General features: G+C 64.6%; 25 protein-coding genes, 1 tRNA gene and 1 pseudogene. 14 read left to right on the top strand and 13 right to left on the bottom strand.

All coding sequences use genetic code 11. From position 1 onward, the window contains the following. A partial coding sequence (locus tag ABZW74_RS08700) for a DUF5685 family protein (protein WP_355275703.1) occupies window positions 1-286 on the bottom strand: 286 nt, incomplete at its 3' end. A gap of 98 nt (window positions 287-384) precedes the next feature. Between ABZW74_RS08700 and ABZW74_RS08705 the strand changes: the two genes are divergently transcribed. Continuing rightward, window positions 385-1,767: a DUF2252 domain-containing protein gene (locus tag ABZW74_RS08705; protein WP_355275629.1), complete on the top strand. Its 1,383-nt coding sequence runs from the start codon at window positions 385-387 to the stop codon at window positions 1,765-1,767. Between the two features lie 12 nt (window positions 1,768-1,779). Here the strand turns inward: ABZW74_RS08705 and ABZW74_RS08710 are convergent, their stop codons facing one another. Beyond that, window positions 1,780-2,652, bottom strand: a complete 873-nt coding sequence (locus ABZW74_RS08710; RefSeq protein WP_355275631.1) for an NmrA family transcriptional regulator — start codon at window positions 2,650-2,652, stop codon at window positions 1,780-1,782. Between the two features lie 92 nt (window positions 2,653-2,744). Here ABZW74_RS08710 and ABZW74_RS08715 point away from each other — a divergent pair, with 92 nt between their 5' ends. After that, window positions 2,745-3,728, top strand: a complete 984-nt coding sequence (locus tag ABZW74_RS08715; protein WP_355275633.1) for an AraC family transcriptional regulator — start codon at window positions 2,745-2,747, stop codon at window positions 3,726-3,728. Here ABZW74_RS08715 and ABZW74_RS08720 read toward each other — a convergent pair. Continuing rightward, window positions 3,712-4,410, bottom strand: a complete 699-nt coding sequence (locus ABZW74_RS08720) for a hypothetical protein (RefSeq protein ID WP_240855750.1) — start codon at window positions 4,408-4,410, stop codon at window positions 3,712-3,714. The two genes, ABZW74_RS08715 and ABZW74_RS08720, sit on opposite strands and share 17 nt — an antisense overlap. Window positions 4,411-4,613: 203 nt before the next feature. Between ABZW74_RS08720 and ABZW74_RS08725 the strand changes: the two genes are divergently transcribed. The 6 genes from ABZW74_RS08725 (at window position 4,614) to ABZW74_RS08750 (ending at window position 10,359) form a co-directional block, all read left to right on the top strand. After that, on the top strand, window positions 4,614-4,907 hold the full coding sequence (locus ABZW74_RS08725) for a hypothetical protein (protein ID WP_355275636.1): 294 nt from the start codon (window positions 4,614-4,616) through the stop codon (window positions 4,905-4,907). Then, a complete protein-coding gene (locus ABZW74_RS08730; RefSeq protein WP_240855745.1) occupies window positions 4,904-5,728 on the top strand; it encodes a hypothetical protein in 825 nt (274 codons plus the stop codon). The genes ABZW74_RS08725 and ABZW74_RS08730 overlap by 4 nt, the downstream gene beginning before the upstream one ends. A gap of 80 nt (window positions 5,729-5,808) precedes the next feature. Beyond that, window positions 5,809-7,737 (top strand): fumarate reductase/succinate dehydrogenase flavoprotein subunit, encoded by a 1,929-nt coding sequence (locus tag ABZW74_RS08735; RefSeq protein ID WP_240855743.1) that lies wholly within the window; start codon window positions 5,809-5,811, stop codon window positions 7,735-7,737. 18 nt (window positions 7,738-7,755) lie between these two features. Then, a complete protein-coding gene (locus ABZW74_RS08740) occupies window positions 7,756-8,502 on the top strand; it encodes a succinate dehydrogenase/fumarate reductase iron-sulfur subunit (RefSeq protein WP_240855741.1) in 747 nt (248 codons plus the stop codon). A gap of 57 nt (window positions 8,503-8,559) precedes the next feature. Then, entirely contained in the window at window positions 8,560-10,065 is a 1,506-nt protein-coding gene (locus ABZW74_RS08745) for an amino acid permease (protein WP_240855739.1), read from the top strand. 78 nt (window positions 10,066-10,143) lie between these two features. After that, a complete protein-coding gene (locus tag ABZW74_RS08750; RefSeq protein ID WP_240855737.1) occupies window positions 10,144-10,359 on the top strand; it encodes a hypothetical protein in 216 nt (71 codons plus the stop codon). 473 nt (window positions 10,360-10,832) lie between these two features. Here ABZW74_RS08750 and ABZW74_RS08755 read toward each other — a convergent pair whose 3' ends face one another. From ABZW74_RS08755 to helR, 6 genes are all read right to left on the bottom strand, one after another. Then, the gene (locus ABZW74_RS08755) at window positions 10,833-11,786 is read right to left on the bottom strand and encodes an SDR family oxidoreductase (RefSeq protein ID WP_355275640.1); all 954 of its coding nucleotides are present in this window, start codon (window positions 11,784-11,786) and stop codon (window positions 10,833-10,835) included. Beyond that, on the bottom strand, window positions 11,786-12,745 hold the full coding sequence (locus tag ABZW74_RS08760; RefSeq protein ID WP_355275642.1) for a bile acid:sodium symporter family protein: 960 nt from the start codon (window positions 12,743-12,745) through the stop codon (window positions 11,786-11,788). Before ABZW74_RS08760 ends, ABZW74_RS08755 begins: the two co-directional genes overlap by 1 nt. Further along, window positions 12,742-14,046 carry an NAD(P)/FAD-dependent oxidoreductase gene (locus ABZW74_RS08765; protein ID WP_355275644.1) on the bottom strand — a complete coding sequence of 435 codons (1,305 nt, stop codon included), beginning with the start codon at window positions 14,044-14,046 and terminating at the stop codon, window positions 12,742-12,744. The genes ABZW74_RS08760 and ABZW74_RS08765 overlap by 4 nt, the downstream gene beginning before the upstream one ends. A gap of 682 nt (window positions 14,047-14,728) precedes the next feature. Next, window positions 14,729-15,610 (bottom strand): 2-hydroxy-3-oxopropionate reductase, encoded by an 882-nt coding sequence (locus tag ABZW74_RS08770; protein ID WP_355275646.1) that lies wholly within the window; start codon window positions 15,608-15,610, stop codon window positions 14,729-14,731. Between the two features lie 24 nt (window positions 15,611-15,634). Beyond that, on the bottom strand, window positions 15,635-16,447 hold the full coding sequence (locus ABZW74_RS08775) for a TIM barrel protein (RefSeq protein WP_240855730.1): 813 nt from the start codon (window positions 16,445-16,447) through the stop codon (window positions 15,635-15,637). Between the two features lie 37 nt (window positions 16,448-16,484). Continuing rightward, window positions 16,485-18,632: an RNA polymerase recycling motor ATPase HelR gene (gene helR, locus ABZW74_RS08780; protein WP_240855729.1), complete on the bottom strand. Its 2,148-nt coding sequence runs from the start codon at window positions 18,630-18,632 to the stop codon at window positions 16,485-16,487. Between the two features lie 123 nt (window positions 18,633-18,755). Between helR and ABZW74_RS08785 the strand changes: the two genes are divergently transcribed. Both ABZW74_RS08785 and ABZW74_RS08790 read left to right on the top strand, forming a co-directional pair. Next, the gene (locus tag ABZW74_RS08785) at window positions 18,756-19,352 is read left to right on the top strand and encodes a sulfite oxidase-like oxidoreductase (protein ID WP_240855727.1); all 597 of its coding nucleotides are present in this window, start codon (window positions 18,756-18,758) and stop codon (window positions 19,350-19,352) included. Further along, complete coding sequence (locus ABZW74_RS08790; RefSeq protein WP_355275649.1) at window positions 19,349-20,065, top strand: FAD-binding oxidoreductase; 717 nt, start codon at window positions 19,349-19,351, stop codon at window positions 20,063-20,065. The genes ABZW74_RS08785 and ABZW74_RS08790 overlap by 4 nt, the downstream gene beginning before the upstream one ends. A gap of 114 nt (window positions 20,066-20,179) precedes the next feature. Here ABZW74_RS08790 and ABZW74_RS08795 read toward each other — a convergent pair whose 3' ends face one another. After that, window positions 20,180-20,593: a MarR family transcriptional regulator gene (locus ABZW74_RS08795; RefSeq protein WP_355275651.1), complete on the bottom strand. Its 414-nt coding sequence runs from the start codon at window positions 20,591-20,593 to the stop codon at window positions 20,180-20,182. Window positions 20,594-20,681: 88 nt separating this feature from the next. Here ABZW74_RS08795 and ABZW74_RS08800 point away from each other — a divergent pair, with 88 nt between their 5' ends. Beyond that, window positions 20,682-21,092: a hypothetical protein gene (locus ABZW74_RS08800; protein ID WP_355275653.1), complete on the top strand. Its 411-nt coding sequence runs from the start codon at window positions 20,682-20,684 to the stop codon at window positions 21,090-21,092. 38 nt (window positions 21,093-21,130) lie between these two features. Here the strand turns inward: ABZW74_RS08800 and ABZW74_RS08805 are convergent, their stop codons facing one another. Continuing rightward, window positions 21,131-21,793 (bottom strand): M23 family metallopeptidase, encoded by a 663-nt coding sequence (locus ABZW74_RS08805; RefSeq protein ID WP_240855720.1) that lies wholly within the window; start codon window positions 21,791-21,793, stop codon window positions 21,131-21,133. A 352-nt stretch (window positions 21,794-22,145) separates the two neighbouring features. Between ABZW74_RS08805 and ABZW74_RS08810 the strand changes: the two are divergent. Continuing rightward, window positions 22,146-23,315: pseudogene (locus ABZW74_RS08810) on the top strand (alpha-hydroxy-acid oxidizing protein). 72 nt (window positions 23,316-23,387) lie between these two features. Here the strand turns inward: ABZW74_RS08810 and ABZW74_RS08815 are convergent. Then, entirely contained in the window at window positions 23,388-24,008 is a 621-nt protein-coding gene (locus ABZW74_RS08815; protein WP_355275655.1) for a malonic semialdehyde reductase, read from the bottom strand. A 93-nt stretch (window positions 24,009-24,101) separates the two neighbouring features. Between ABZW74_RS08815 and ABZW74_RS08820 the strand changes: the two genes are divergently transcribed. Further along, window positions 24,102-24,482: a helix-turn-helix domain-containing protein gene (locus ABZW74_RS08820; RefSeq protein WP_240855716.1), complete on the top strand. Its 381-nt coding sequence runs from the start codon at window positions 24,102-24,104 to the stop codon at window positions 24,480-24,482. A 170-nt stretch (window positions 24,483-24,652) separates the two neighbouring features. Here ABZW74_RS08820 and ABZW74_RS08825 read toward each other — a convergent pair. Further along, window positions 24,653-24,729 (bottom strand) — tRNA-Leu (locus ABZW74_RS08825). Between the two features lie 148 nt (window positions 24,730-24,877). On the opposite strand from ABZW74_RS08825, the gene ABZW74_RS08830 reads away from it, so the two are divergent. After that, window positions 24,878-25,501, top strand: a complete 624-nt coding sequence (locus ABZW74_RS08830) for an ANTAR domain-containing response regulator (RefSeq protein WP_240855695.1) — start codon at window positions 24,878-24,880, stop codon at window positions 25,499-25,501. The last annotated feature ends 9 nt before the right edge of the window (window positions 25,502-25,510 follow it).

Here is a 25,510-nt window from a genome sequence, read left to right on the forward strand (position 1 = left end):
GGCTGGCCGTCAACCGGCCGCCGCGGGAGATCGTCGAGCTGCTCAACGAGTGCTCCCGGCGCATTCCGCGCAGCGCGCACCTGCCCACCTCCGTGGAGGCGGGCGCCTCGACGCGTTGTGCCGCGGTCAGCACGGACACCATGACCGCATCGGTGTTGGTCGTCAGGCGCATTGCCTGGCCGTGGTTGTCGCGCAAGGACACGCACAACCCGCACATGTGACTGCGCCACTGCGACATCAACTCATCGTCGAACGCGTGGCGGCACGGTGAGAGCAGTCCGAACATTGCATATTCAAACACGCCGATCACCGGTTTCGTCGGGGACGAAAGCAGATTCGTTCAGACAACGCAGGCCGCACCACTGATCCGGTTAGATTCTCCTTGTGGCCAAGGAGAAGTCGCAGGTGAACCTGCGTCAGACAGTCAGCGGAACGTCCCTGTTCGAGCGCGGCAAGCAACTGCGCCACACCATCCCGATCGAGGCACACGACCGGGTCGTCGAATCCGTTGAGCGCCCCGGTGTCCTCGACTTCATCGACGCCAGCAATCGTGGTCGGCTGCCGCACCTCATTCCACTCCGCATCGGCCGAATGGTGTCGTCACCGTTCGCGTTCTACCGCGGCTCGGCCGGACTCATGGCGGCTGACCTGGCCGCGTCTCCGGTGAGCGGCATCGAAGCGCAGCTGTGCGGCGATGCCCATGCCGCCAACTTCGGTCTATACGGCACCCCAGAGGGTGACATCGTCATGGACATCAACGATTTCGACGAAACGATCGTCGGCCCGTGGGAGTGGGATCTCAAACGGCTGTCGACCAGCCTGGTGCTCGCGGGTCGGGAAGGTGGTGTGCCCGACACGGAGTGCGTGGAGGCCGCCGAGGACGCGGTGAAGTCTTACCGGCGAACCATTCGTGAACTCGCGCAGCAACCCTTCCTCCAATCCTGGAGTGCCTTGCCCGATCAGTCGGTCATCACGCGCGCCAAGGCGGATGCGTTGCTCGACGATTTCGCCAAGGCCGCGAAGAAGGCCAGCCGCAACACCAGCGCGCGGGTGGCAGAGAAGTGGACCGCACACTTCGACGACCACGAAACGGGTGTCAAGCACCGCAGATTCGTCGAAGAGCCACCCACGCTCACCTCGGTGGACGCAGACGTGGCCGACGCTGTGATCGATGGACTCGAGCGGTACGTCGACACGTTGCGTGAATCCCGGCGCAACCTGATCGGCCGCTACTCGGTGGCCGACGTGGCATTTCGGATCGTGGGTACCGGAAGCGTCGGCCTCCGCAGTTATGTCGCGCTGTTGCTGGGCAACACCGACGAGGTACTCGTCCTGCAGATCAAGCAGGCTCAACCGTCGTCGCTGGCGCCATATCTGTCGGCGGCAGAGCCGTCACACGAGGGCAAGCGGATTGTGCACGGCGCCAGGCTCGTTCAGGCCGAGACCGACATTCTGCTTGGCTGGACCACCATCGACGGAATCCCGTACATCGTGCGCCAGTTCCGGAATCTGAAGGGTGACATCGACCCGAGTGCGTTGGAAGCAGATCACCTCGACGACTACGGCCGACTCGCCGGGGCGCTGCTCGCCCGCGCACATTCACGCTCGCTCGATCCTCGGCTGTTGAGTGGCTACCTCGCCGGCGACCAGGAACTCGACGAGGTCATCGGCCGCTTCGCGGTTCGCTACGCCGACCACGTGGAGGCCGACCATGCTGTGCTGGCAGAGGCCGTGCGAGCCGGACGGATGGCCGCGGAGTCCGGATGACGTTGTCGGACATCATCGATGACGCTCCGCGAAGGCGGCGAAGTAGGTGAAGTCGCGGGCCGGGCGGCCGAGAACGTCGGCGACATCGGTGGTCACGCTGGAGTTCCGCCCATCGAAGAGGTTCGTCAGCAGGGTGGACATGAGTTCGATCGTCGGCGCGTCGAGACCTGCCGATGCCAGTATCGCGCGGTACTCATCGTGGGTCACGCGGTGGAAGGCGATTGCGGCTCCGGTGGCCCCGCCGAGTTCGGTGGCCACCTCGGCGAAGGTGAGTAGCCGCGGGCCGGTCAGGTCGTAGGTCTTGCCGGCGTGTGGGTTCTCACCGTCTGACGTCGTGTCGAGGAGAGCGGCGACGGCCACGTCGGCGATGTCGTCGGCGTCGATGAACGGTTCACCAATCTCGCCCACCGGCAGCGTCAACGACCCGGCGTCGATCTCCGGGGCGAAGCCGCCTTCGGAGAAGTTCTGGTCGAACCACGCACAGGACAGGACGGTCGAATCTGCCTGCGCGGCATGCACGACACGGCCGGCATGCTCGGCCTCGGGTTCACCGCGCCCGGCAAGCAGAACGAGCCGTGCCGCACCCGCCTTGTCGGCGAGTCGCACGAACTCCGCGATGTCGGCGACCGCTCCGTCGGCGATCAGGTCGGGCTGATAGGAGATGTACACCGGACCAACGTCTTCCAGAGCGGACGCCCAGGTGGTGCGGTCGGTCCAGTCGAACCGGGGTTCGGTTGACCGGCCGGCCCGGCGGACGGGAACCCCGCGCGCATCGAGTCGATCGGCGATGCGCCGTCCGGTCTTGCCGGACGCGCCGACGATGAGGGCCGGGCGAAGGTCGGGGCGTTGAATGGTTGCGTCGGGGAGTGTCGAGAGTTGTGTCATGCATCGAGTACACCGCCCTCAGGCGAGACGATCCATGGCTCATAGGATCAGTTGCATGTCCGATCGTCTCATCGCGGCGTACTCTCGTGGTCGTGGATGCTCTGGGAAGTCTGCTGAACGGTCCGCGCGCGCACAGCCCCATGATGCTGCGCATGGTGATGGCGTCGCCCTGGTCGGTTCGCATCGAGGACACGGCTCCGCTCACCGTCGTGGCGGTCACGCGAGGGGAGTCGACGCTGTCCTATGACGACGGTGTGAGCTATCGGGTGCGACCCGGCGATGTCGCGCTGGTGCGTGGGACTCATCCGTATGTGATCGCCGACGAACCCGAACACGAGTGGGTTGCGCGCATCGACACCGGTGGTCAGTGCTTCGACCCGACGGGCACGCACAGTGTCGCCGAGGACATGTGCTTCGGCGTGCGTTCGTGGGGAAACTGCGCCGACGATACTGCGGCGCAAGCGATCATGCTGATCGGCACTTATGCGAGTGGGGAGGTGAGCCGACGCCTTCTCGACGCTCTCGACCGTTTCACCCTGGTGTCCCTGCGCGACCATCCGCTGATCGCGCTCATGGAAGACGAGATCGTCCGTGACTCGCCTGCCCAAGACGCCGTCCTCAACCGTTTGCTCGATCTACTTCTCATCACGGGGCTGCGACAAGCCATGGAACGCGGCGATGTTCGCGCCGCAAAATGGTATCGCGCACACTCCGACCCGGTCGTCGGCCATGCTCTACGCCTGCTGCACAACGGGATTGACCAGCCATGGACGGTGGCCTCGCTGGCCACCGCGGCCGGCGTGTCACGCGCGGCGATGGCCAGACGCTTCACCGACCTCGTCGGTGTGCCCCCGATGACCTACCTCACCGACTGGCGGCTGTCGGCCGCCGCCGACCTCCTCGCCGATCCAGAGCAGACCCTGACATCGATTGCGCGACAGGTCGGCTACGGCAGCCCGTTTGCCTTCAGCGCGGCGTTCAAGCGGCAACACGGTGTCTCGCCGGCAGTCTTTCGAGCGCGCGCGACGCCCGGGAACGCCCATGGCCCGGCGGATGGTGTCAGCCGAGCAGATTGACCGCGTTGGCGACGACGAGGCTCAGGATGACGATCGACAGCATCGACTGCACAGCCATGGCGAGCTTCGCCCATCGGGCGAGTGGCAGGACATCGGTCGGGCTGAACGCGGTGGCGTTGTTCAGGCCGAGGTAGAGGTAGTCGAAGAACACCGGCCGCCAGCCCGGAGCGGCAAGTTCGGGATTGAGTTGCTGGGGGAACGCCAGATCGGTGTACTCGCGGGGATGCAGATGCCGGTTGACCGGCCCGCCGTTGTCGAGTTCCCAATACAGGAACGCGAACGCGATGATGGTTTGGATCCAGACGAGCGCACCGGACACGAGGAGTTCCAGGGCGTTGGTCGTCTGCGGGCTGCCGTGGAGCAGATCCCAGACCAGTCTCGCCGATCCCCACGCCGCGCCCGCGGCGATCGTTGCGACCAACGCGAGCGACAGTCCGCGAACCCACGGACCGGGCCGGTCGATGCGGCCGGGGTCCGCGATCACGAGAGCGAGGAGTGCCACTCCCTGAATGGTGGGGAAGAACCAGGGGATGAACCAGTCGGTGCCCGGGCCGTAGTGGCCGGGCAGAAGAAACGGCACCGACATCGAGACGAGAACGCACGCCGATGCGGCCCAGCGTCGTTCCGCGCGTGGTCTCTGTTCGCCCGGCCCCGTGTCGTCGGGCGCGGTGTCGTCCGCCACCTCGGTTCCCTTCCGGTCGGGCAACGCTCAGGTTCGGGAGCCGGTCACCTCTGCGGCGCCTCCACGAGCATGCATTTGTTCGCATGCTTGCGAGGAAGGGTACCCAGGAGAGGTCAATACGACATGTTGTAGTGGAATGTCGTTGACTGAGGGGTCCCCGACGGTACTGTGGTGCGTATCACATAGTTCTTGGAGGGAGTCCCATGGTAACGGCCGAGATGAATGAACTCCATCGGAGCATCGGGACGCTGCGGCACCACATCGTCAAGCTGAAAGCACGGTATGGCGATGTCGACGCCGTTCGACGGATGATGAACGACCTCGACCGGCTCGAAATCGATCTGCACGACTTCGAACATGCGCCGCCGCCCCTCCTCAAGGCCAAGAGCGGCAAGGACGACGTCATATACGTACCGGACAGCAAGTCGGATGAGTCGGCGTGGCTCGGTGCACAAGACGAAGGGCTGGGCTTCCACTCGCGTGAGCGAACGAAGTGAGCGCCCCCGCAGCTGAGCGGGAGGCAACCGGGGTCTTTTCTCCGGGACGGGCGCGCATTCTGGCGCGAACCCTGAGGGTCGACAGGTGGTGGCTGTCGCCGCTGCTGACGGTGCTCGGTCTGTCGGCTTTCATCGTCTATGCGACGGTGCGTTCGTTTGTTCGCAGCGCGTACTGGGTTGCCGACTATCACTATCTGACGCCGTTCTATTCGCCGTGCCTGAGTGAGTCGTGCGTGCCGGGTTCGAGTCATTTCGGGACCCCGTTTCCGGAACTCCCGATGTGGATCCCGCTCGGTTTCGTGGTGCTCCCGTTCCTGCTGGGATTCCGCCTGACCTGCTACTACTACCGCAAGGCCTACTACCGTTCGATCTGGTTCTCCCCGCCGGCCTGTGCGGTGGCCGAGCCGCACGGCCGCTACACGGGAGAGACCAGGCTACCGCTCATCGTGCAGAACGTGCACCGCTACTTCTTCTATGTCGCGGTGATCGTTTCGCTGATCAACACCTACGACGCGATCACCGCGTTCCACGGGAAAGACGGCGGGTTCGGCTTTGGGCTGGGCAACGTCATCTTGGTGGCGAATGTGCTGCTGCTCTGGACCTATACCGTGTCGTGCCATTCGTGCCGGCATGTCACCGGAGGCCGGCTCAAGCACTTCTCGGCCCACCCGGTCCGGTACTGGATCTGGACCCAGGTGTCGAAGCTCAACACCCGGCACATGCAGTTCGCCTGGATCACCCTCGGCACCCTGGTGCTCACCGACTTCTACATCATGCTGGTGGCCAGCGACACGATCTCTGACCTGAGATTCGTAGGGTGACACCCCTTGGATTTCACAACGACTGACATGTTCACAATCACTGTCGTGCAATCGATTTCACAGTAGGGGGTCTTGGCTAGATGACTGAACCGGAACGCCACAGCTACGACGTCGTCGTCATCGGTGCGGGCGGTGCCGGGCTGCGTGCGGTCATCGAGGCTCGTGAGAAGGGCTATTCGGTTGCCGTGGTGTGCAAATCGTTGTTCGGCAAGGCACACACGGTGATGGCCGAGGGTGGTTGTGCCGCATCGATGGGCAACGCCAACTCCAAGGACAACTGGCAGGCGCATTTCAAAGACACCATGCGCGGAGGTAAGTTCCTCAACAACTGGCGCATGGCCGAACTGCATGCCAAGGAAGCGCCGGATCGGGTCTGGGAGCTGGAAACCTATGGCGCCCTGTTCGATCGAACGGCCGACGGGCGGATTGCCCAGCGCAACTTCGGGGGTCACACCTACCCGAGGCTCGCCCACGTCGGCGACCGGACCGGCCTCGAACTGATCCGGACGATGCAGCAGAAGATCGTCTCGCTGCAGCAAGAGGATTACGCGGCCACCGGAGACTACGAGTCGCGGATCAAGGTGTTTGCCGAATGCACGATCACCGAGCTACTCAAAGACGGCGACGCCATCGCCGGCGCGTTCGGCTACTGGCGCGAATCGGGCCGCTTCGTCCTGTTCGAGGCACCCGCGGTGGTGCTCGCGACCGGCGGCATCGGCAAGTCGTTCAAAGTGACGTCCAACTCATGGGAGTACACCGGCGACGGACATGCACTCGCCCTGCGCGCCGGCGCGAGCCTCATCAACATGGAGTTCATCCAATTCCATCCGACAGGCATGGTGTGGCCGCCGTCGGTCAAGGGCATCCTGGTGACCGAAGGTGTTCGAGGTGACGGTGGTGTCTTGAAGAACACCGAGGGCAAGCGCTTCATGTTCGACTACATCCCGCCGGTGTTCAAAGGGCAGTACGCCGAAACCGAAGAGGAAGCCGACAAATGGCTTGCCGACAACGACAGTGCGCGGCGCACTCCCGATCTGCTGCCCCGTGACGAGGTGGCCCGGGCGATCAACGAAGAGGTCAAGGCGGGCCGTGGCACCGACCACGGGGGTGTCTACCTCGACATCGCCTCCCGCATGCCCGCCGACGAGATCGTTCGCCGGCTTCCGTCGATGCACCACCAGTTCAAGGAGTTGGCCGACGTCGACATCACCGCCGAGCCCATGGAGGTGGGTCCGACCTGTCATTACGTGATGGGTGGGATCGAGGTCGACCCGGATACCGCTGCGTCGCGCGTGCCCGGCCTGTTCGCCGCAGGGGAATGCTCCGGTGGAATGCACGGGTCAAATCGGTTGGGCGGCAACTCATTGTCGGACCTGCTGGTGTTCGGGCGCCGGGCCGGACTGGGCGCCGCGTCTTATGTCGAATCGCTGGACCGACGACCGGAGATCGCGGCCGAAGACGTCGAGCGTGCAGCTTCCTTCGCGCTGGCTCCCTTCGATCCTCCGGCCCAAGGGAAGCCCGAGAATCCCTACACACTGCACACCGAACTGCAGCAGTTCATGAACGACCTGGTGGGCATCATCCGTAAAGAGGCGGAGGTGCAAGAGGCGATCACCGACCTGGAAGAGATGCGAAACCGGTTGGGCGGCATGCAGGTCGAGGGTCACCGGCAGTTCAACCCCGGCTGGCATCTGGCGGTCGACATGCGCAACATGCTGCTGGTGTGTGAATGCGTCGCGAAGGCGGCACTCATCCGTACCGAGAGCCGAGGCGGTCACACCCGCGACGACCACCCGGCGATGGACGCGACGTGGCGTAACACGCTGCTGGTGTGCACCGCTGACGCCGGTGACGATTCGCCGGTCCCCGAGGTCACCGTGGTCCGCGAAGATCAGATCCCGATGCGCCCGGACCTGCTGGAGCTGTTCGATTTCTCCGAAATCGAGAAGTACTACACCGCCGACGAGATCGCCGGGCACCCCGACGCGGACGGCCACGGGGAGAACTGACGGTCACGAGGAGACAAGATGGGCTACGACGCGAAGTTTCGGGTGTGGCGCGGGGACACCGACAGCGGTGATCTCCAGGACTACACGGTGCTCGCCAACGACGGCGAGGTGGTGCTCGACATCATCCACCGTCTGCAGGCCACACAGGCCCCCGACCTGGCTGTGCGCTGGAATTGCAAGGCCGGCAAATGCGGCTCGTGTTCGGCGGAGGTGAACGGTCGCCCGAGGCTGCTGTGCATGACCAGGATGTCGACCTTCACCGAGGACGAGGTCATCACGGTGACACCGCTCCGCACCTTCCCGGTGATCCGCGATCTGGTCACCGACGTCTCGTTCAACTATGCGAAAGCCCGCGAGATCCAGGCGTTCACCCCACCCGAAGGCTTGGAGCCGGGGGAGTACCGGATGAAGCAGGTCGACGTGGAACGGTCGCAGGAGTTCCGCAAGTGCATCGAGTGCTTCCTATGTCAGGACACCTGCCATGTGGTCCGTGACCACGAGGAGAACAAGCAGAACTTTGCCGGACCTCGTTTCCTGATGCGAATCGCCGAACTCGACATGCATCCGCTCGACGTCGCCGAACGCCGCGACTCGGCACAGACCGAGCATGGTCTGGGACTGTGCAACATCACCAAGTGCTGTACCGAGGTGTGCCCCGAACACATCAAGATCACCGACAACGCGCTGATCCCGATGAAGGAACGGGTGGTCGATCGTCGATACGACCCGTTGGTGTGGTTGGGGAACAAGCTCTTTCGTCGCTAGTGGTGTGTCCGTCAGGGAATGCGCGCCAGGCCGTCGAATCGCGGTTAAGCTCAGCGAATGTCGAGTCCTCTCGGGATCACCCCGGACGAGTCCCTGCGCAAGGGGCTGCAAACCCGTCACATCAGCATGCTCGCCCTCGGCGGCGCCATCGGTACCGGTCTGTTCGTGGCGTCGGGTGCGACCATCGCCGACGCCGGACCGGGTGGCGCGATCACGGCATACCTGCTCATGGGCGCTATGGTGTTCTTCCTCATGCAGAGCCTGGGCGAGATGTCGGCGTACATCCCGTGCAGCAACCCGTTCGAGGAGTACGGCAAGCGCTTCGTGAGCCCGTCCTTCGGCTTCGCGGCCGGATGGAACTACTGGTTCAACTGGTCCATCACTCTCGCCGCGGAGGTGGTGGCTGCCGGGCTGATCATGAAGTACTGGCTGCCCGACGTCCCGTCGTGGGTCTGGTCGGTGGTCTTCCTGGCGGGTCTGTTGGCTCTGAACCTGTTCGCGGTCAAGGCCTTCGGTGAGGCGGAGTTCTGGTTCGCCACCATCAAGGTGATTGCGGTGGTGGTGTTCCTGTTCGTGGGCGTCCTGTTGATTCTCGGTGTCGTCGGTGACATGCCCTCGCCCGGGTTCAGCAACTGGACGGTCGGCGACGCGCCGTTCGTCGACTTTCCGCTCGGCATGCTGTCGGTGTTCCTGATCGCGGGCTTCGCGTTCCAGGGCACGGAGATGATCGCGGTCGCGGCAGGTGAGGCGGTCAATCCGAAGACAGCCATCCCGCGTGCCGTCCGCACGGTCTTCGTACGGATCCTGCTCTTCTACGTGGGAACCCTGACCATCATCGGATTCCTGATCCCGTACACCAATCCCAACTTGCTGAATGCCTCCGAGGAGAACATAGCGATCGCGCCGTTCACCCTGGTGTTCAGTCAGGCGGGCATCTCGGTCGCCGCGTCGATGATGAACGCCGTGATCCTGATCGCCATTCTCTCGGCCGGCAACGCCAGCCTGTTTGCCGCGACCCGGGCGTTGTTCGGCCTGTCCCTGGAAGGCAGCGCTCCACGCGCCTTCGCGCACGTCACTCGCACCGGAGTCCCGATACTGGCAGTGGCCGCCACCGCGGCCATCGGAGCTCTCTGCTTCCTCGCCAGCAGGGTGGGCGACGGACGTGCGTACGTGTGGCTTGTCACCGCGTCGTCGGTGGCCGGTTTCGTCACCTGGATGGGAATCGCCTGGGCCCATTACCGCTTCCGGCGGGCCTGGCATGCGCAAGAGCGACCGCTCGACGACCTGCCGTACAAGGCATGGCTGTATCCGGCCGGCCCGATCATCGCGCTGGTCATGTGCGTGGCCGTCATCGCCGGCCAGAACCTGCCCGCCATCCGCGACGGCAGCGCAGGCAATCTCGAACTATGGCTGACCGCCTACGGCGCGTTGTTCGTGTTTCTGGGGCTGTGGTGGGGACACAAACTCGTCACCCGACTACCGGCGGTGGACTTGCGCACCGCCGACCTCTCACCCAGGTCGGCCGCGTCGGCGCATTACCTGACCGACGAACACGCGAAGTAGATCTACTCCGGCACCGATGTTGCCGAATGAATGACCCGTTTTTGTTGACTACCAGGCACTCGAACTACCATCCAGCCCATGAAAATGCGCACCCTCGTCTTGTCGGTCCTCATCGCAGGCGGAACCGTTCTCGGTGTGGCCGGGCATGCCGATGCCGCCACCAAACCACGCGTCGGGGCACCCTGCTTGCTGTCCGAGGAAGGCAAGTTCCGCACGGCTCCCGGCGGTCAGACAGTGCGCTGCACCAACACCGGATACTCCGGGATGAAGTGGGTGCGCGTCGCGCAACGCTAGTGCTCGCCCTCCACTCCTGACATCCATCGGATCGGTGACCGCGGCTACGACCTGTACAGGCCTGCCGGTCTGCGGGTTCCGGCCCCGCTGGTCGTGGTGCTGCACGGTGCACTTCGCAGCGGACACGAGGCCGAGGAACGCTTCGGTTGGGGATGCGGCGGCCGACCGTGGTGGCTTTGTCGCGGCCTTCCCCGACGGACTGAATGGTTTCTGGAACGCCGGGGCGTGCTGTGGCACGGCTTCTCTGCACGGCGTTGACGATGTCGGCTTCGTCAAACAGGTTGTCGCCGACGTCAAACGCACGGTCGACATCCACGAGTCGAGAGTGTTCGTCTTCGGTATGTCGAACGGCGCCATGCTGGCCTACCGATTCATCTGCGAGACAACACTGTTCGTGGCAGCCGCACCTGTCGCCGGTTCGCTCGGGGTCCCGTGCGTGGGACATCAATGGCCCGGTGGCCGATGGGCGCCGCTCAGCGTGCGACGACGTCCGGATGTGTGTTCAGGTACGCGTCGAATGCGTCGGCGGTGGTGAGCTCCGGGGTGTATCCGAACTCGGACTTCAAGCGGGTGTTGTCCAGCACAGGGCGGTAGCGCAGAAACCGGACCTGGGCGGGACCGTGGGGCGTCAGACGCAACGCACGCGCCACGAGCAGCCCTGCGGCCAACAGCGGTGCAGGAACTGTCAAGCGCGGTTTGCCGAGTCGCGCGGCGATCTGTTCGACGGTCAATGCGCCGTCGCCGGCGACGTTGAAGATCCCGGCCGGCCCGTCGGTGGCGGCGCGCGCCATGGCACGCGCCACGTCGTCGACCCAGACGAAGACGAACGGCGAGCCCGAACCTCGAATCGTCAAGATTCGCTTGCCATCCCACAGGGCGGTGATCTGATTGGCGACGGTGGGGCCGAGGATGGTGCCGATCCGAAACACCACCTGCTCGAGTTCCGGGTGCTCGACGCGAGTCCGGGCCAGCATCTCTTCCACCAGTCGCTTGTGCCGCGAATACGGGAATTCGTCGTTGCCGCGCGTAGGCTCGTCCTCGGTGATCCACCCCGGATTGTCCGGGTGATAGCCATATGCCGCGCCCGAACTCGACACCACGATTCGCCGAACCTGTGCCCCGACGCACGCGCGCAGCACATTCGCACTTCCCGTCACGTCCACCCGGTACTCCAGGTCCACGTCTCGTCCGGGATTGACGATGGCGGCCAGGTGCACGACCACGTCGATGTGATGCTCGCGCAACAGCGGCTCGATGCGATCGGGATCGGTGACGTCGAGGACCACGTCGACGACGCCCGCACGGGGTGCGTCGGGTATCCGGATGTCCGCGGACACCACCGTGTCCACCTCGTCACGACCGACGAGTTCACGCGCCACCGTCGACCCGAGGAAGCCGGCCCCGCCGGTCACCAGCACATTGGTCATCAGGGCGCCACCGGATTGGCCACGGCGGCGTCACCTTTCGCCGAGCCGGTCCGCTTGAGCGTGTGACGGCCCCACACAGTTGCCAGCACCAACCCGGCGAGGACGTCCCACACTCCCCACCAGCCGGCCACGACTGCCATCCCGCCCAGTCCGTCGAAGAAGGTCATCACCAGACCGAGTCCCAGGCCGGCATTGCGGATGCCGACCTCGAAGGTCATCGCCTTGCGCTCGCCAGTGCCGAGGCCACCGATGGCCGCGGTCGACCACCCGATCCCCAGTGCCGCGGAGTCGTGGATGGCGACGACCACCAAGATGATGCCGAGGTGAGAGACGAAGGCCTCCCAGTTTCCGGCCAAGGCGGCCACGACGAACCCGACAAGAGCAAGCAGCCCAACCCATTTCACGGTGGGTTGCACGCGGTCGGCGAAGCGTGGGTACGCGCTTCGCAGTCCTAGGCCCAACGCGAAGGGCACCCCGATAATGAGTGCGATCTCGACCAACATGCGCATTGGGTCGAGTCGGACGTCGGTCAGCAGATCGCCGGCGTCGGGGTGGATGGATCCCCAGAAGGAAATGCTCAGTGGCAGAGCGACTATGTAGATCACATTGCTCACGGCGGTCATCGAGACCGACAACGCCACATTGCCCGCGGCACGATGCGTCAGGATCTGCGAGATGTTGCCCGGTGGGCAGCACGCCACCAGCAGCATGCCCAACGCCATCGAGGGGGTTACGGGCAGGATCAACGTCAACACGAAGGTGATCGCCGGCAGGATCAGCAATTGGGCCGCGATGGCGAGGACGAATGGGCGCGGATGCCGTGCGACCACCCGAAAGTCCCGTGGTGTGGTGTCCAGGGCGATACCGAACATGATGAACGCGAGCAGGATGCTCAAGAGAGTCAGCGATCCTGGCGTGAAGTTGACGGTGACCTCGTCGATACCGGCGGCGAGTGTCATGGGTGTGCTCCGGTCTCGCCCGCAAGCACCGCAGTTTCCTTCAGCACAGCTCGACGGTAGGCGTCCTTGTTGACGTAGTAGGACATTCGCGCCAGGCCGAGGTAGCGATAGCCTGCCGTGAGGTCCGGCCACGGATTCTCGCGAACCCGGGACCGAAACGCTTCGGCAGCGGCCGGGTCGTGCTCGACGGCGTGTAGGTAGGCCGCGATCAGTTCGGCCTGTTCGTACCGTCCTTGCCATCCCAAACCGGACGCCTCGACCATTCCCATCACGAACAGGCCGGAGAAGTCCGGCGGGAAGATGTTCATGAACAGTTCGGGTGCGTCCGAGGTCCAGTTCAGCAGGGCAGAGTCGACGAACGGGTAGTCGAGTCGGTAGCCGGTGGCCAGTAGGAGTACGTCGTAGTCCCCGCTGCTGCCGTCGCGGAAGGTGACCGTGGTGCCGTCGAAGCGTTCGACGTCCGGGCGGATCCGCAGATCACCCTGGCCCAGGTGATTCAGGATCGCCGTGTTCACGACCGGATGCGACTCGTATATCCGGTGGTCCGGTGTGGGGAAACCGAACCGAATGGGGTCACCGGTGAACAGCTTCAGAAGGCGGGTGTCGATGAATTGTTTGATACGCCGGGGCAGTGGCCGGCCCTGGTTGAGGGTGTCTGATGAACGCCCGAAGAGATATCGGGGCACAAAGTAATAGCCGCGTCGCACACTCATGTCCACGGTATCGGCGTGGTGGACGGCGTCGACGGCGATGTCGCAGCCGGAGTTGCCCGCGCCGACCAGCAGCACTCGTTTGCCGGCGAGTTGTTCTCCACGTTTGTAGTTGCTCGAGTGCAGGATCTCACCGGTGAACTCGCCCGCGAACTCCGGCACATTCGGCTCGGCCAGGGTGCCGTTGGCCGCGATCACACCATCGACGAACTCGGTGACTTCGCCGTCACGTGTGGTGACCGTGAGCAACCATCCGTCGCCCTTGGGTTCAGCTCGATCCACACGGGTGTCGAAGTGGAAATGCCGCGTGAGGTCGAAATGGGTGGCGTAGTCGTCGAAGTAGCGCTTGAGCACGCGGTGACCCGGATAGTCGATCGTGCTGTTCATCGGAAACTCGCTGAACTCGGTGGTGGTTCGCGAGGAGATCAGATGAGCGGACTCGGACACGGTGCTGCGCGGGTTGTCGATGTCCCACAGCCCACCGACCCCGGACGCCGCCTCGAACCCGACGAATGCGATGCCCGCAGCTTGCAATGCCCGTGCGGCTGCCAGCCCGCTGGGCCCTGCCCCGATGATCGCGTACTTACTCACCCGACTCACCCAACCCGTACCTGCGCTGATCGTTCACCGCATCGACTCCGACGATTTCGAGCCATATTGTGTCATCGTCGGGAGCCCTGGATTGTCCGACGGCAGGTTTGACCTGCGGTGAGGTGCGCGGGGGCCTTCGGATCACGGCGGTGGAAAGTCGATCGTGTCCCGGGGTGCCTTCTGACGATTCTGGGGCGGATGCCTCACGCGAGTGACGACGCCGCAATCGCCCGCGTTCACCACGACCACCTCGACGGGGCCGCTGACTCGACGAGTACGGTGACCACCGCTATGACCTGGAGAGATGCAGCCTGTCGCGGGAGGCGCGCCGGACACTCTGTGTCCTGTTGGAGAATCTGTGCGCTGCAGCACACGGTTTACCCGATTCGGCACAGGGTGTGGCCTGAGGGCATCCATGGCACATCACCGCCCGGTCGGGCGCGGCCTGGGCTTCTGTCTGGCCACCTACCACGTTGATCTACGAGAACTCGAGTTGAGTTGGAGAACGCGAGTGCTGCAGCACTCGCGTTCTCCAACTCGGCACCGGTTGTCGTGGGTGCCGGCTATCGGCGTGGCGCAATGTCAGAAGCCGCGTGGATGGTCATAAACCCTATGCGCACCAGCGGTTTCCGACCACACTAGCGGTTTGTGGCGAGGAACGCGGCTAACGGGTAGGAGGCTCTCAGCCGAGTCGCCCGGACAGTCGTTCGACGCCGCGGAACAGTGCGCTGTGATCGAGTCCGCCGTCGCCGTTGGCGCGTGCCGACGCCATCAGCGTGGCGACGAGGTTTCCGACCGGAAGCGCGAGCCCGGCGTCGCGTGCCGACGCGGTGACGATCCCGAGATCCTTGTGGTGCAAGTCAATTCGTGCGCCCGGAGCGAAGTCGCGGTCGATCATCCGCTGCGCCTTGTGGTCGAGAACCGTCGACCCGGCAAGCCCACCACCGAGGACGCGAACAGCAGACGACGTGTCCACGTTGTGGGCTTCGAGGAAGACGATGGCCTCGGACAGTGCCGCTATGTTCGCTGCGACGATCAGTTGATTGGCGGCCTTGACGAGTTGGCCACTGCCGCAGGATCCGACGTGAACGACAGTGGTACCGACCGCATCGAACACGGGCCGGGCCTTCGCGAACGCGTCGTCGGGTCCGCCGACCATGATCGACAGCTTTGCGTCGATGGCGCCCTCCTCGCCGCCGGAGACCGGTGCGTCGAGAAAGACGTGGCCGTGCTCGGCTGCTGCGTCGGCCATGCCCATGGCCACGTGAGGGCTGATGGTGGAGAAATCGATGACCACGGTTCCCGGTGCGGCATGGGTGAAGACACCGTCGGGGCCGGTCAGGACCGATTCGACATCGGCGGAGTCGGGCACCATGGTGGCGACGAACTCGGCGTTGGAAACCGCTTCGGCGATCGAATCCGCGGCCGTGCCCCCGGCCTCCACGAGATTTGCGGCTCGCGACGGTGTCCGGTTGAAGCCGACGACCCGATGGCCGGCCCGGACCATGTTGATCGCCATGGGGCTGCCCATCACGCCGAGTCCGATGAATGCGATCGATGTCACTTCTGCTCCCTGGTCGGTTGCTGATTACGTTGTGCCCCAGGCGAACCCCGGGAGCCAGTCGAACGGATCCGGGCGCGTCGCCTCGTACTCGAGACTGATCCATCCCCGATAGCCTTCGGCCGCCAGGGTCCTCAGGTGGCCGGCGAGATCCAATGTCCCGGTGCCGGGTTCGCTTCGGCCGGGAGCATCGGCGATCTGCACGTGACCGATGTCATCGGTGAGACCGGATAAGACCATCCCGAGATCCTCGCCATTGACCGCCAGATGGTAGAGGTCGGCGAGCAGCTTGAGGTTGCGGCACCCGTGTTCTCGTCGCACGCGCTCGATGACTTGTATCGCATCGGCGGCACGCCGCAGCGGGTACGTGGGAATCGCACTGAGGGGCTCGATCAGAATGTCCGCGTCGATCGTCGCCGCGGCCCGCGCGGCAAATGCGAGGTTCTCGGCGGCCAGGTGATCCTGGCTGTCGGCACCGACGCCCTCGATCCGGTTGCCGTAGAGCGCATTGAAACCGACTGTCCCCAAAAGCTTACCGATGCCGACCGCCACGTCGACGCTGTCTCGGAACTCGCCGGATGCTCGAGGATCGGAGACCAGGCCGCGGTCACCAGCCGCGAGGTTGCCCGCAGCGAAGTTCAAATGGGTCAGTCGAACACCGGCGTCGCCGATCGCCGTGACGAACGCGTCGACATGGCTGTCTCTGGGCACTGCGGACTCGAACGGCCACCAGAACTCGACGGCGTCGAAACCGGCTTCTCGGGCTGCCTGCGGGCGCTGATGCAGTGGCAACGACCGGAAGAGGATCGAACAGTTGACTGTCAGACGTCGATGGTCCATCGCCTGCTCCTGCATCCTCGTTTCCCTGCATACTCGCTCACCGTGCGATGACCAATTCTGCCGTGGCCCGGGTCATGGCCACATAGGTGTCCACCGATCCGGTGATACCAGAGCCGAAGTCTTCCGGCCGCACCACGATGACCAGGTCGAATTCGAGGCCCTTGACTCGTTCGGGGCTCAGTGACCGGACGCGCGGCCTCTCGTCGAACGTGGCGTCGCCGATGACACATGCCGTCGTGTCGGGATGATCCGCGAGCCACTTGTCCAGGAACCCGTGGAGGTCGACGATCGGAATGTGCCCGACGGGCCGGCCGGATCGGCGTATGGAGGTGGGCACATTGGCGTCGGGGAGGGCGGCGCGGATGATGGGTTCGGCGGTCTCCATGATCTCCGCCGGGGTGCGGTAGTTGACGCTGAGAGGCGCGATTCGGACCTCGCCCAGCCCGATGCGGGTGAGGCGTTCTGTCCACGACTCCGAGAACCCTCGCCGAGCCTGTGCGCGGTCGCCGACGACGGTCATGCTCCCGGACGGGCATCGGTCGGTCAGCATGTGCCACTGTGCGTCGGCGAGTTCCTGCGCTTCGTCGACGATGATGTGTGCGAAGGGACCGGCCAACAGGTCGGGATCTGCACGAGGCACTTCGCTCTCGTCGACGAGCGCGTCGCGCAGGTCACCTTGCCGGAGCATCGACATCAAGCCTTCGCCGTCGTCGTACTCTCTCGATGAAATCAAGTGGCTCACCACGTCATCCATTTCTGCCCGCTGGGCGGCCAGTACCTTTGCGCGGCGCCGACGACGCTGCTCGGCCCCGGGGTCGCCGAGGCGGCGACGGGCAGCATCGAGGAGGGGGAGATCCGCGGATGTCCACGCCGCTCCATCGGGGCGTTGGAGTAGCCGGACCTGGTCCTCGGTGAGGTCGGGATCGCACCAGCGCAGGAATGCCGGAACCGTCCACAGATCGCCGACGATGTCGGTGGCGTGCACGATGGGCCAGGAGCGGCTGACCAGGGCAGCCAGGTCCTCGTCGGACTGCAGTGCGGCGCTGACCATTTCACTCGCGATGTCCCCGACAACGGCGCGAATCGAATCCACGGCGATATCGCTCAGCGTCTCCCAGATGTGTTCGCGGGCTTCGTTGTGTGGCGCGTCGCCGGCGGCATCGAAGGCCTCCGACCAGTCGGCGGCCGTGAACGTGACTTCGCCCCAGAGTGTGTCGACCGTGGTCGTCGACGGTGGTTGCTCATAGAACAGCACCGCGCGTTCCACTGCGCGCACCATCGCCAGCGAGCCCTTGAGGTGCGCCACGCCCGGATCGCGTTCTGGCCGAGACTGTTCGCCCTCGGCGACGATGTCGTTCGGTGTGCACAGCCGCACCCCGTCGGTACCGAGATTGGGCAAGACGTCGGCGACGTAGCCCAGATACGGCTCGTGCGGTCCCACCACCAGCACGCCGCCACGGTGCCCGCTCACGCGCTCGTCGGCGTAAAGCAAGTACGCGGCACGATGTAGTGCGACAACGGTTTTGCCCGTTCCGGGACCGCCGTCGACGACGAGTGCGCCCTGCGACGGCGCGCGCACCGCGAGGTCCTGATCTGATGCGATAGTGCCGAGGACATCGCGCATCCGAGGCGAACGTCCGACCGACAGCGTGGCAAGGAACGCGGAATCGTCGTCCGGAGCGACCGGGTGGGTGAGCGGGGCGTCGACCAGGATCTCGTCCCAGAAGTCGACGATGCTGCCCTGCGACCAGCGATACCTACGCCGACTCTCCAGGTCTGCGGGATGAGCCTGCGTCGCTCCGAAATATGGCTCGGCCTCCGGAGTGCGCCAATCGACGAGCAGTACGTCGCCGTCGAAGTCAACGAGACCGACGCGGCCGATGTAGACGATGCTGCCATCGCGACAGACGAAACGCCCGAGGCAGACGTCGCGCTCGTGGCGTCGGAGTACGGCGAGTCTCGAGGTCAGACCGCGGATCTCCAGATCACGATCGGACGCCTCCTGCCATTCGTTGCCCGACAGTGTTCGGCGCAGCTCGTCGAGCCGGGCGGTGAGCGTGCTGACAGAGTGCTCCAGGTGTTGGGCGATACGCGCCATCCATTCGGTGTCAGTGGTGATCAGAGTCGGGTTGGCGTGAGCGGGATGGTCGGCGGCAAGGGTGAAGATGGGGCGGTCGAACGGCATGCAGTCTCTTCCGTGAGGTGGCGGAGTCGACCATGGTGCACCACGATGGGGGCCTTGCCGCAAGCCCCCTACCTCGGTATATGGTGAAAGGGGAAGTGATCGTGAAAGTGGGGGTTGCGCCCGATGGCGATTGTCAATCGAGGTTTTGTCGGCCGTCGGGACCGCGCCGCCGATCGGCTTCCGCCCGGACAATACTCGACCGTCGACTTCCCGGTGCTCTCCGCGGAGCCGACACCTGTTCTGCCCCATGACTCTTGGCGACTGACCATCCAATCGTCCGAGCATCGCGCGCACTCAATGGACTGGGCGGCCTTCAGTGCATTGCCGCATCGGGACCTCACCACCGACATTCACTGCGTGACCCGCTGGTCAAAGTTCGACACCCGTTGGCGTGGTGTGGCTTTCGATGACCTACTGGGAGTTCTGCCCTGGCAGCCCGACGCCTACGTGATGGCGCACTGCTACGGCGGATACACCACCAATGTGCCGTTGGCCGACTTGGTCGACGGCAAGGGATGGCTCGCCGACACCTACGACGGCGAGCCCCTCGCGCCCGAACATGGCGGTCCGGTACGCCTTCTGGTACCGCACCTCTACTTCTGGAAGAGTGCCAAATGGGTTCGGCGCCTTCGGTTCATGCCCCACGATGCGCCAGGTTTCTGGGAGGAACGCGGATACCACATCTACGGCGACCCCTGGCGTGAGCAGCGCTATTCATGACCACCCACTGGCAGGTCACCACGGTGATCGCAGCCGAGCTGCAAACGCCGACCGCCCGCTCCTTCCGATTGGCCTTGAGCGAACCGTTTAAGGCCGACGCGGGTGCACATGTCGACATCCGACTGACCGCCGAGGACGGCTATTCCACCGCGCGTGCCTACTCGCTGTCCGATGTTCGTGAGACCCGCACCATCGAGGTCACTGTCGAGAGGGCCGACGACGGGGAGGTGTCGCCCTACCTTGTCGATGTCGTGGAACGAGGCGACCCTCTGGAGATCAGCGGTCCACACGGAAATTGGTTCACGTGGGACCCGGCCGGCACCGAGCCGGTGCAGTTGATCGGTGGCGGCTCGGGAATCGTGCCGCTGATGTCGATGATTCGTCTCCGCGAGGTCGCCGCGCCGTCGGTGCCGTTCAACCTCGTCTACTCTCTACGAGCCCCGGATCGACGCTACTTCGGTGCCGAGCTCGATCAGCTGTCGTCGCACCACCGGATGCCGATCACGTACTTCCACACCCGGAATGCACCTGACGGTGATCCGCGTCGTCCCGGTCGCGTGACCGCAGATGAACTCACGGCCGTCACCATACCGCCCGAGCGTCAACCGACCGTCTTCATCTGTGGCCCAACGGATTTTGTCGAGCACTGCGTGCGGGCGATGATCGCGGCCGGACACGACGCTGCGCGGATCAGGACCGAACGGTTCGGGTGAACCCACTCCAGCGGGCATCGACCCTCCGATGGCCGAGGTGTGAGGAGCCCTGACGACGAGCCTCGAAGCCCCTGGCGAGAGTCCATTGTCGTCTCAACAGCAGTACTCTTCGGATCAGCCGAGGCGGTCGAGCAACTGTGTCAGGGTCTGTCGTTCGCTCGGAGTCAACGGCGCCAAGAATTCCTCTTGTACCGAGGCGAGGACTGCGGCCAGGCGATCGAGTTCGCGATGCCCGGCAGGGGTCAGGCGGACCAGCATTCGCCTGCCGTCGGTCGAATCCGATTCTCGCGCAATGAAACCCTGCGCTTCGAGGGTCCTGAGTGAATTCGTCACATCGCTGCGATCCAGTCCGGTCGCTCGGCCGATGTCGGCCTGGCTCAGTCGATCTGCCGATTCCAGGGTCGCCATGATGCGGTAGAAGTATGGCCGCGAATCGGCTGCGGAGAACGCCTGCTGGAGGAGGGTGTGAGCGCGAAGGTTCGCGCGACTCATCAGCCACGTGGCCTGGTGCCGGAGACGATCCGTCATGTCGTGACCGTACCAGTTCGTTGGCCAGGCCAACGTTATCGGAGTATTGTTGGTGCAACCAACGAATAAAGACGGCGAGGAGAGCGGGATGATCGAGTTCGGGCCCCAGTTGATCGGTCAGGTCGAGAAGACGCTCGGCGCACTACTGGAGTCCGTACTGCGCGACTCCAATATCTCCGAGAGGGAATGGGTCACCTTGCGGATCGCGGCGCAGAACACGAACGGACCCGCCGGCCTGTCCGCGGTCGTCTCAGATCGGGCACGTTTTGCCGATGCCGAGCAGATCATCGGTGGCCTGGCGGAGAAGGGGTTGCTCGATGGCGACGCGCTGACCATGCGCGGCCGGGAGTTCCTCGAACAAACAGGAGCGAGGATCTCCCGGCTGACCGCGCCGATCTGGGGTGGCTTGCCCACCGCAGACGTCGAGGCGGCCACACGCGTGCTCAACGAGGTCCTCGACCGGGGTCGCGTCGTCGCGAGTTCCGCGGAATCGTCGTAGCGACGATTCCGCCCGGGCCGCGTTGGTTGGTCAGCGGGTCACGGGTGGACGTTGCGCTTGTTCAGCCAGACCTGCGGATTGATCTTGTTGCCGCTCTTGTCCCAGACCTCGTAGTGCAGGTGCGGCCCGGTGGACTGGCCACGGTTTCCGACGGTGGCGATCTTCTGGCCGGCGCTGACCTTCTGTCCGGCGTGGACAAAGCTCTTGTCGACATGGCCGAAGACGCCGGTGGTGCCGTCGTCCTGCCGAACGCGGACCCACTGGCCGAAGCCCGACGCCGGACCGGATTCGAGGACGACTCCGTCGGTCACCGCGTAGACCGGGGTCCCGATCTTGTTGGCGATGTCGACTCCGTTGTGGTGGCTGCCCCAGCGTTCGCCGTAGCCCGAGGTGACGGTGCCGCTGGTCGGCGCCACGGCGCGGCCCGGCACGTGCGGGAGAACGCGCGGCGGAAGGATGTTCGGGGGGAGAATGCCGCGCGCCAGGTTGTCGACCTGCGGCGGAAGTGTCACGTTCGCGGGCAGCTTGGGCATCGGGGGAGCGGGCTGCGCCGCCGCGTGGGCTGCGCCTCCGATGGTGAGGCCGATCGTGCCCGCGAAGGCTACGACGGCGCCGGTCTTGACCTTGGTGGTCCAGGCGCGGGTGACGGGCTTTGTCGAGTTGTGTGCGTTCAGTTGGTTTCGTGGCACGTCGTTGTCCATTTCGTCTTTTGGTAACAGTTCGGTATCGGCAAGGACACGGCGAGGCTACTCACGGAAAGGTCGGCGAAGCCAGCGAGAAGGGGGTGGACGTGAGGGGGCTCACCCGTCACGCCGCGAGCGACAAATGCCACGATTGGGATGAAATACCAGGTGAAAGGCGGATCAGGCGCTTCACGCGTGCTCGGGCCCGGATTCCCAGAAGTCGACACGCGGGCCCTTGGCGACGGGCGTGCCGGCTTGTCGGGCTCAGCGACCCAGTCGAACGTCGCGTTGTGACCACAGTCACAAGGCTTCGGCCCAGAGTCGGAGGCTGATCTGGGCGCCCAGGCTTGCGCCACGAGGAGGCACTGACATGACACCCGATTACGGGGCTTTTCAACTCGAGATATACCTGGCCGGCACCCAGGGCCGACTTCCGAGGTATCCCGTGGATTCGGAGTCCCTGGAACACCGGGCGCAGGAGGTGTTGCCGCCCTGGATCTGGTCCTATGTCGCCGGTGGGTGTGGGAACGAGCGGACGCAGCGGGCAAACGTCGATGCCTTTGAGAAGTGGGGCGTAGTGCCCCGAATGGGTGTGGGGGCGGTCGAACGTGACTTGTCCGTCGAATTGTTCGGCATGACGCTGCCGTCGCCGGTATTCATGGCGCCGATCGGGGTGATCCGGATCTGCTCACAGGACTTCCACGGCGATCTCGCGGTCGCACGCGCCGCCGAACGCACCGGAATCCCGGCCGTGCAGTCCACGCTGTCCATGGACCCGGTCGAGGAGACCGGTGCCGTCCACCAGGAGACGCCGGGCTTCTTTCAGCTGTACATGCCCAGGGATCGTGACCTCGCGCTGAGCTTCATCCGCCGTGCCGAGCAGTCCGGGTACAAGGGAATCGCGGTCACCCTCGACACCTGGACGCCTGGCTGGCGGCCGCGTGACCTCATTACATCCAACTTTCCGCAGCTGCGTGGGATGTGCGTCTCCAACTACTTCACCGATCCCAATTGCCTTGCCAAGCTCGCCAAGAGCCCGGAGGAGGACCTGCCGACTGCGATCCTGACGTGGGCGGCGAACTTCGGGCAGCCGGTCACTTGGGACGACCTCGCCTGGATTCGAGAGGTGACCGATCTCCTCGTCATTCCGAAAGGGGTATGTCACCCCGACGACGTCCGCCGCGCCATTGACGTCGGTGCCGACGCGATCTACTGCTCGAATCATGTTGGGCGCCAGGCGAATGGAGGACTACCCGCCTTGCAGCACTTCCCGGCGTGGTGGCCGCCGCGGGCGATACGCCGGTCCTGTTCGATTCGGGGGTGCGCAACGGGAGCGACGTCGTCCTCGCGCTGGCGCTCGGGGCCACCGCGGTCGGTCTCGGACGCTCTTATGCATACGCGCTGGCCGTCGGCGGCGAGGACGGGCTGGTGCATCACCTCCGGTCGGTGCTGGCCGAGGCCGATCTCCTGATGGCGATCAAACGGCTACCCGACGCTGGCCGACCTGCGCGCCGAGGGTGCCATTCGCCGCGAGATGTAGTCGCCACGGCTCGCGCTCGGTTTCGGGCGCTCGCTCGCGATCTGCGCCGACGTCTATTGCCGTCGGTATGGATCACCCCCAGGCGAGGGCGGTCTCCGCCGGGACGCGCGGCAGTCGGTCAAACCACGGGTTGTCCCCGGGGTGTCCGATGGTGACAACCAGATGGCTCTTCCACGTCGTGCCGGCGAAGAACTCCGCGTCGACACCAGCGCGGTCGAATCCGCCCATCGGGCCGGCAGCGAGCCCTTGTGCGCGGACCGCCATGAGGAACACACCGGACTGCAGAGCGGCGTTGTACTCGGCCATGTCCTTGACGACGTCCTCCGGCATCGAGGAGAAGTGCTGGAAGTACATCTCGGCACGATCCGGGAATGTCGTTGGGAACTGTTCGTAGAAGCGTCCGTCGTAGGCCAGGATGGCCAGCGCGGGGGCGGCGAGAACCTTGTCGCCGTTGGTCTCCATCATGTGCGGCGCCAGTCGTTCGCGCCCGTCCTGGGTTCGGATGAACAACGCGCGCAGGGGCTGCGCGTTGGCGCCCGACGGAGACCACCGGGCGAGATCCCAGATGCCCTGCAACTCGTCGTCGGAGACGGGGATGTCGGCAAACGAATTGGCGGTTCGCGCTTCGGTGAACAGCAGCGATCGGCCGCGCTCGTCCAGCTGTTCGAGGTCATACCCAAGATCTACACTCATCGATTTACTCCTATAATCAGTGTGGCTCTTCAATTTGATGGTACTACTAATCTAGTAGTTAAGTCCAAACCGAGAGTTGCTAAGATCGGACACATGCCTACTCGTCGCGCTGCATCGGTGGCATCGTCGACGGATGGTCAGCCCCCCGCCTGCGATGCGACGCTGACCCGGGCGTTCACCTTTCTGGGCAAACGCTGGAACGGACTTCTGCTGGGCACGTTGATGCACGGGCCGGCAGGTTTTGCCGAGCTCAAGCGCGGACTGGGCATCAGCGATTCGATGCTGTCGGACCGACTCAACGAACTGACGAGAGCAAATCTCGTCGAGCGCAAGGTGGACCCCGGACCTCCAGTCGCCGTGACCTACGCGCTCACCGACGACGGACTGGCGATCTCACCCGTTTTCGAGGCGCTGGTCAAGTGGGCCCACAGTCATCTTCCCGCGGAACAGTGCGTCGGCCACGCCGACGGCTGACCGGAGAACTCCCACCCGCGCACCAGAAGGATTGCGCAAGCGGGATATTCGTGAGCGACCGACGGTTCTCGCTTACCTCGGCGGCATCGCGGAAGCCAGGTTGACGCCGATGACCCGGCATTTCATGTTGTCGGGTGGCGAGCAGAAAACCCCGCTGAACAGGGGTTTCATGGTGCCCTCGGTGAGACTCGAACTCACACTGGACGGGTTTTGAATCCGTTGCCTCTGCCAATTGGGCTACGAGGGCGTGCGCGCGACGGTGTCGGTTGCAACAGCCAACTCTAGATGATCGGCCGGTGGGCACGTCACCCGGTACTCTGCCAGCATCGACCTCCGTGCTGCCGGGCCATGCTCGGTGGCCCGACCTGCGGGGTCGCCGACATCGAGGAGGGGAAGTGACGGTGACCGACAGCGTCAAGGCACATGCCGACGGTGCGACGACGGCACACAAGGTGCTCGTCGCCGAGGACGACTCGCTGATTCGGATGGACCTCATCGAGATGCTTCGCGAAGAGGGTTACGACGTCGTGGGGGAGGCGCCCAACGGTCAGGCGGCCGTCGAACTCACCGAGAGCCTGGGTCCCGACCTGGTGATCATGGACATCAAGATGCCGATCCGCGACGGGATCGACGCGGCCACCGAGATCGCCCAGAAACGGTTGGCGCCGGTGGTGATGCTGACGGCATTCAGCCAGCGCGATTTCATCGAGAAGGCTCGCGACGCCGGCGCGATGGCATATCTGGTGAAGCCGTTCACCAAGGCTGATCTGGTCCCGGCGATCGAGGTCGCGGTGAGTCGCTACCAAGAACTCAAGATGCTCGAGCGTGAAGTCGCGACGGTCAACGATCGTCTGGAGACACGCAAGGTCGTCGAACGAGCCAAGGGTCTGCTGATGGAGAAGCAGGGCTTGTCCGAACCCGAGGCGTTCAAGTGGATTCAGCGTGCAGCGATGGATCGTCGGACGACGATGAAGGCGGTGGCGCAGGTCGTCGTGGAGACGCTCGGTCCCCAGGGCTGACTGAACTGC

This window comes from Gordonia sp. NPDC003585, from assembly GCF_040610755.1.
GTDB lineage: Bacteria > Actinomycetota > Actinomycetes > Mycobacteriales > Mycobacteriaceae > Gordonia.

Coding starts and splice junctions, on each gene's coding strand:
- ABZW74_RS08710 (WP_355275631.1), bottom strand. CDS start 2,652: ATGACACAACTCTCGACACTCCCCGACGCAACCATTCAACGCCCCGAC.
- ABZW74_RS08725 (WP_355275636.1), top strand. CDS start 4,614: ATGGTAACGGCCGAGATGAATGAACTCCATCGGAGCATCGGGACGCTG.
- ABZW74_RS08735 (WP_240855743.1), top strand. CDS start 5,809: ATGACTGAACCGGAACGCCACAGCTACGACGTCGTCGTCATCGGTGCG.
- ABZW74_RS08740 (WP_240855741.1), top strand. CDS start 7,756: ATGGGCTACGACGCGAAGTTTCGGGTGTGGCGCGGGGACACCGACAGC.
- ABZW74_RS08745 (WP_240855739.1), top strand. CDS start 8,560: ATGTCGAGTCCTCTCGGGATCACCCCGGACGAGTCCCTGCGCAAGGGG.
- ABZW74_RS08750 (WP_240855737.1), top strand. CDS start 10,144: ATGAAAATGCGCACCCTCGTCTTGTCGGTCCTCATCGCAGGCGGAACC.
- ABZW74_RS08755 (WP_355275640.1), bottom strand. CDS start 11,786: ATGACCAATGTGCTGGTGACCGGCGGGGCCGGCTTCCTCGGGTCGACG.
- ABZW74_RS08760 (WP_355275642.1), bottom strand. CDS start 12,745: ATGACACTCGCCGCCGGTATCGACGAGGTCACCGTCAACTTCACGCCA.
- ABZW74_RS08775 (WP_240855730.1), bottom strand. CDS start 16,447: ATGGACCATCGACGTCTGACAGTCAACTGTTCGATCCTCTTCCGGTCG.
- helR (WP_240855729.1), bottom strand. CDS start 18,632: ATGCCGTTCGACCGCCCCATCTTCACCCTTGCCGCCGACCATCCCGCT.
- ABZW74_RS08785 (WP_240855727.1), top strand. CDS start 18,756: ATGGCGATTGTCAATCGAGGTTTTGTCGGCCGTCGGGACCGCGCCGCC.
- ABZW74_RS08790 (WP_355275649.1), top strand. CDS start 19,349: ATGACCACCCACTGGCAGGTCACCACGGTGATCGCAGCCGAGCTGCAA.
- ABZW74_RS08795 (WP_355275651.1), bottom strand. CDS start 20,593: ATGACGGATCGTCTCCGGCACCAGGCCACGTGGCTGATGAGTCGCGCG.
- ABZW74_RS08800 (WP_355275653.1), top strand. CDS start 20,682: ATGATCGAGTTCGGGCCCCAGTTGATCGGTCAGGTCGAGAAGACGCTC.
- ABZW74_RS08805 (WP_240855720.1), bottom strand. CDS start 21,793: ATGGACAACGACGTGCCACGAAACCAACTGAACGCACACAACTCGACA.
- ABZW74_RS08815 (WP_355275655.1), bottom strand. CDS start 24,008: ATGAGTGTAGATCTTGGGTATGACCTCGAACAGCTGGACGAGCGCGGC.
- ABZW74_RS08820 (WP_240855716.1), top strand. CDS start 24,102: ATGCCTACTCGTCGCGCTGCATCGGTGGCATCGTCGACGGATGGTCAG.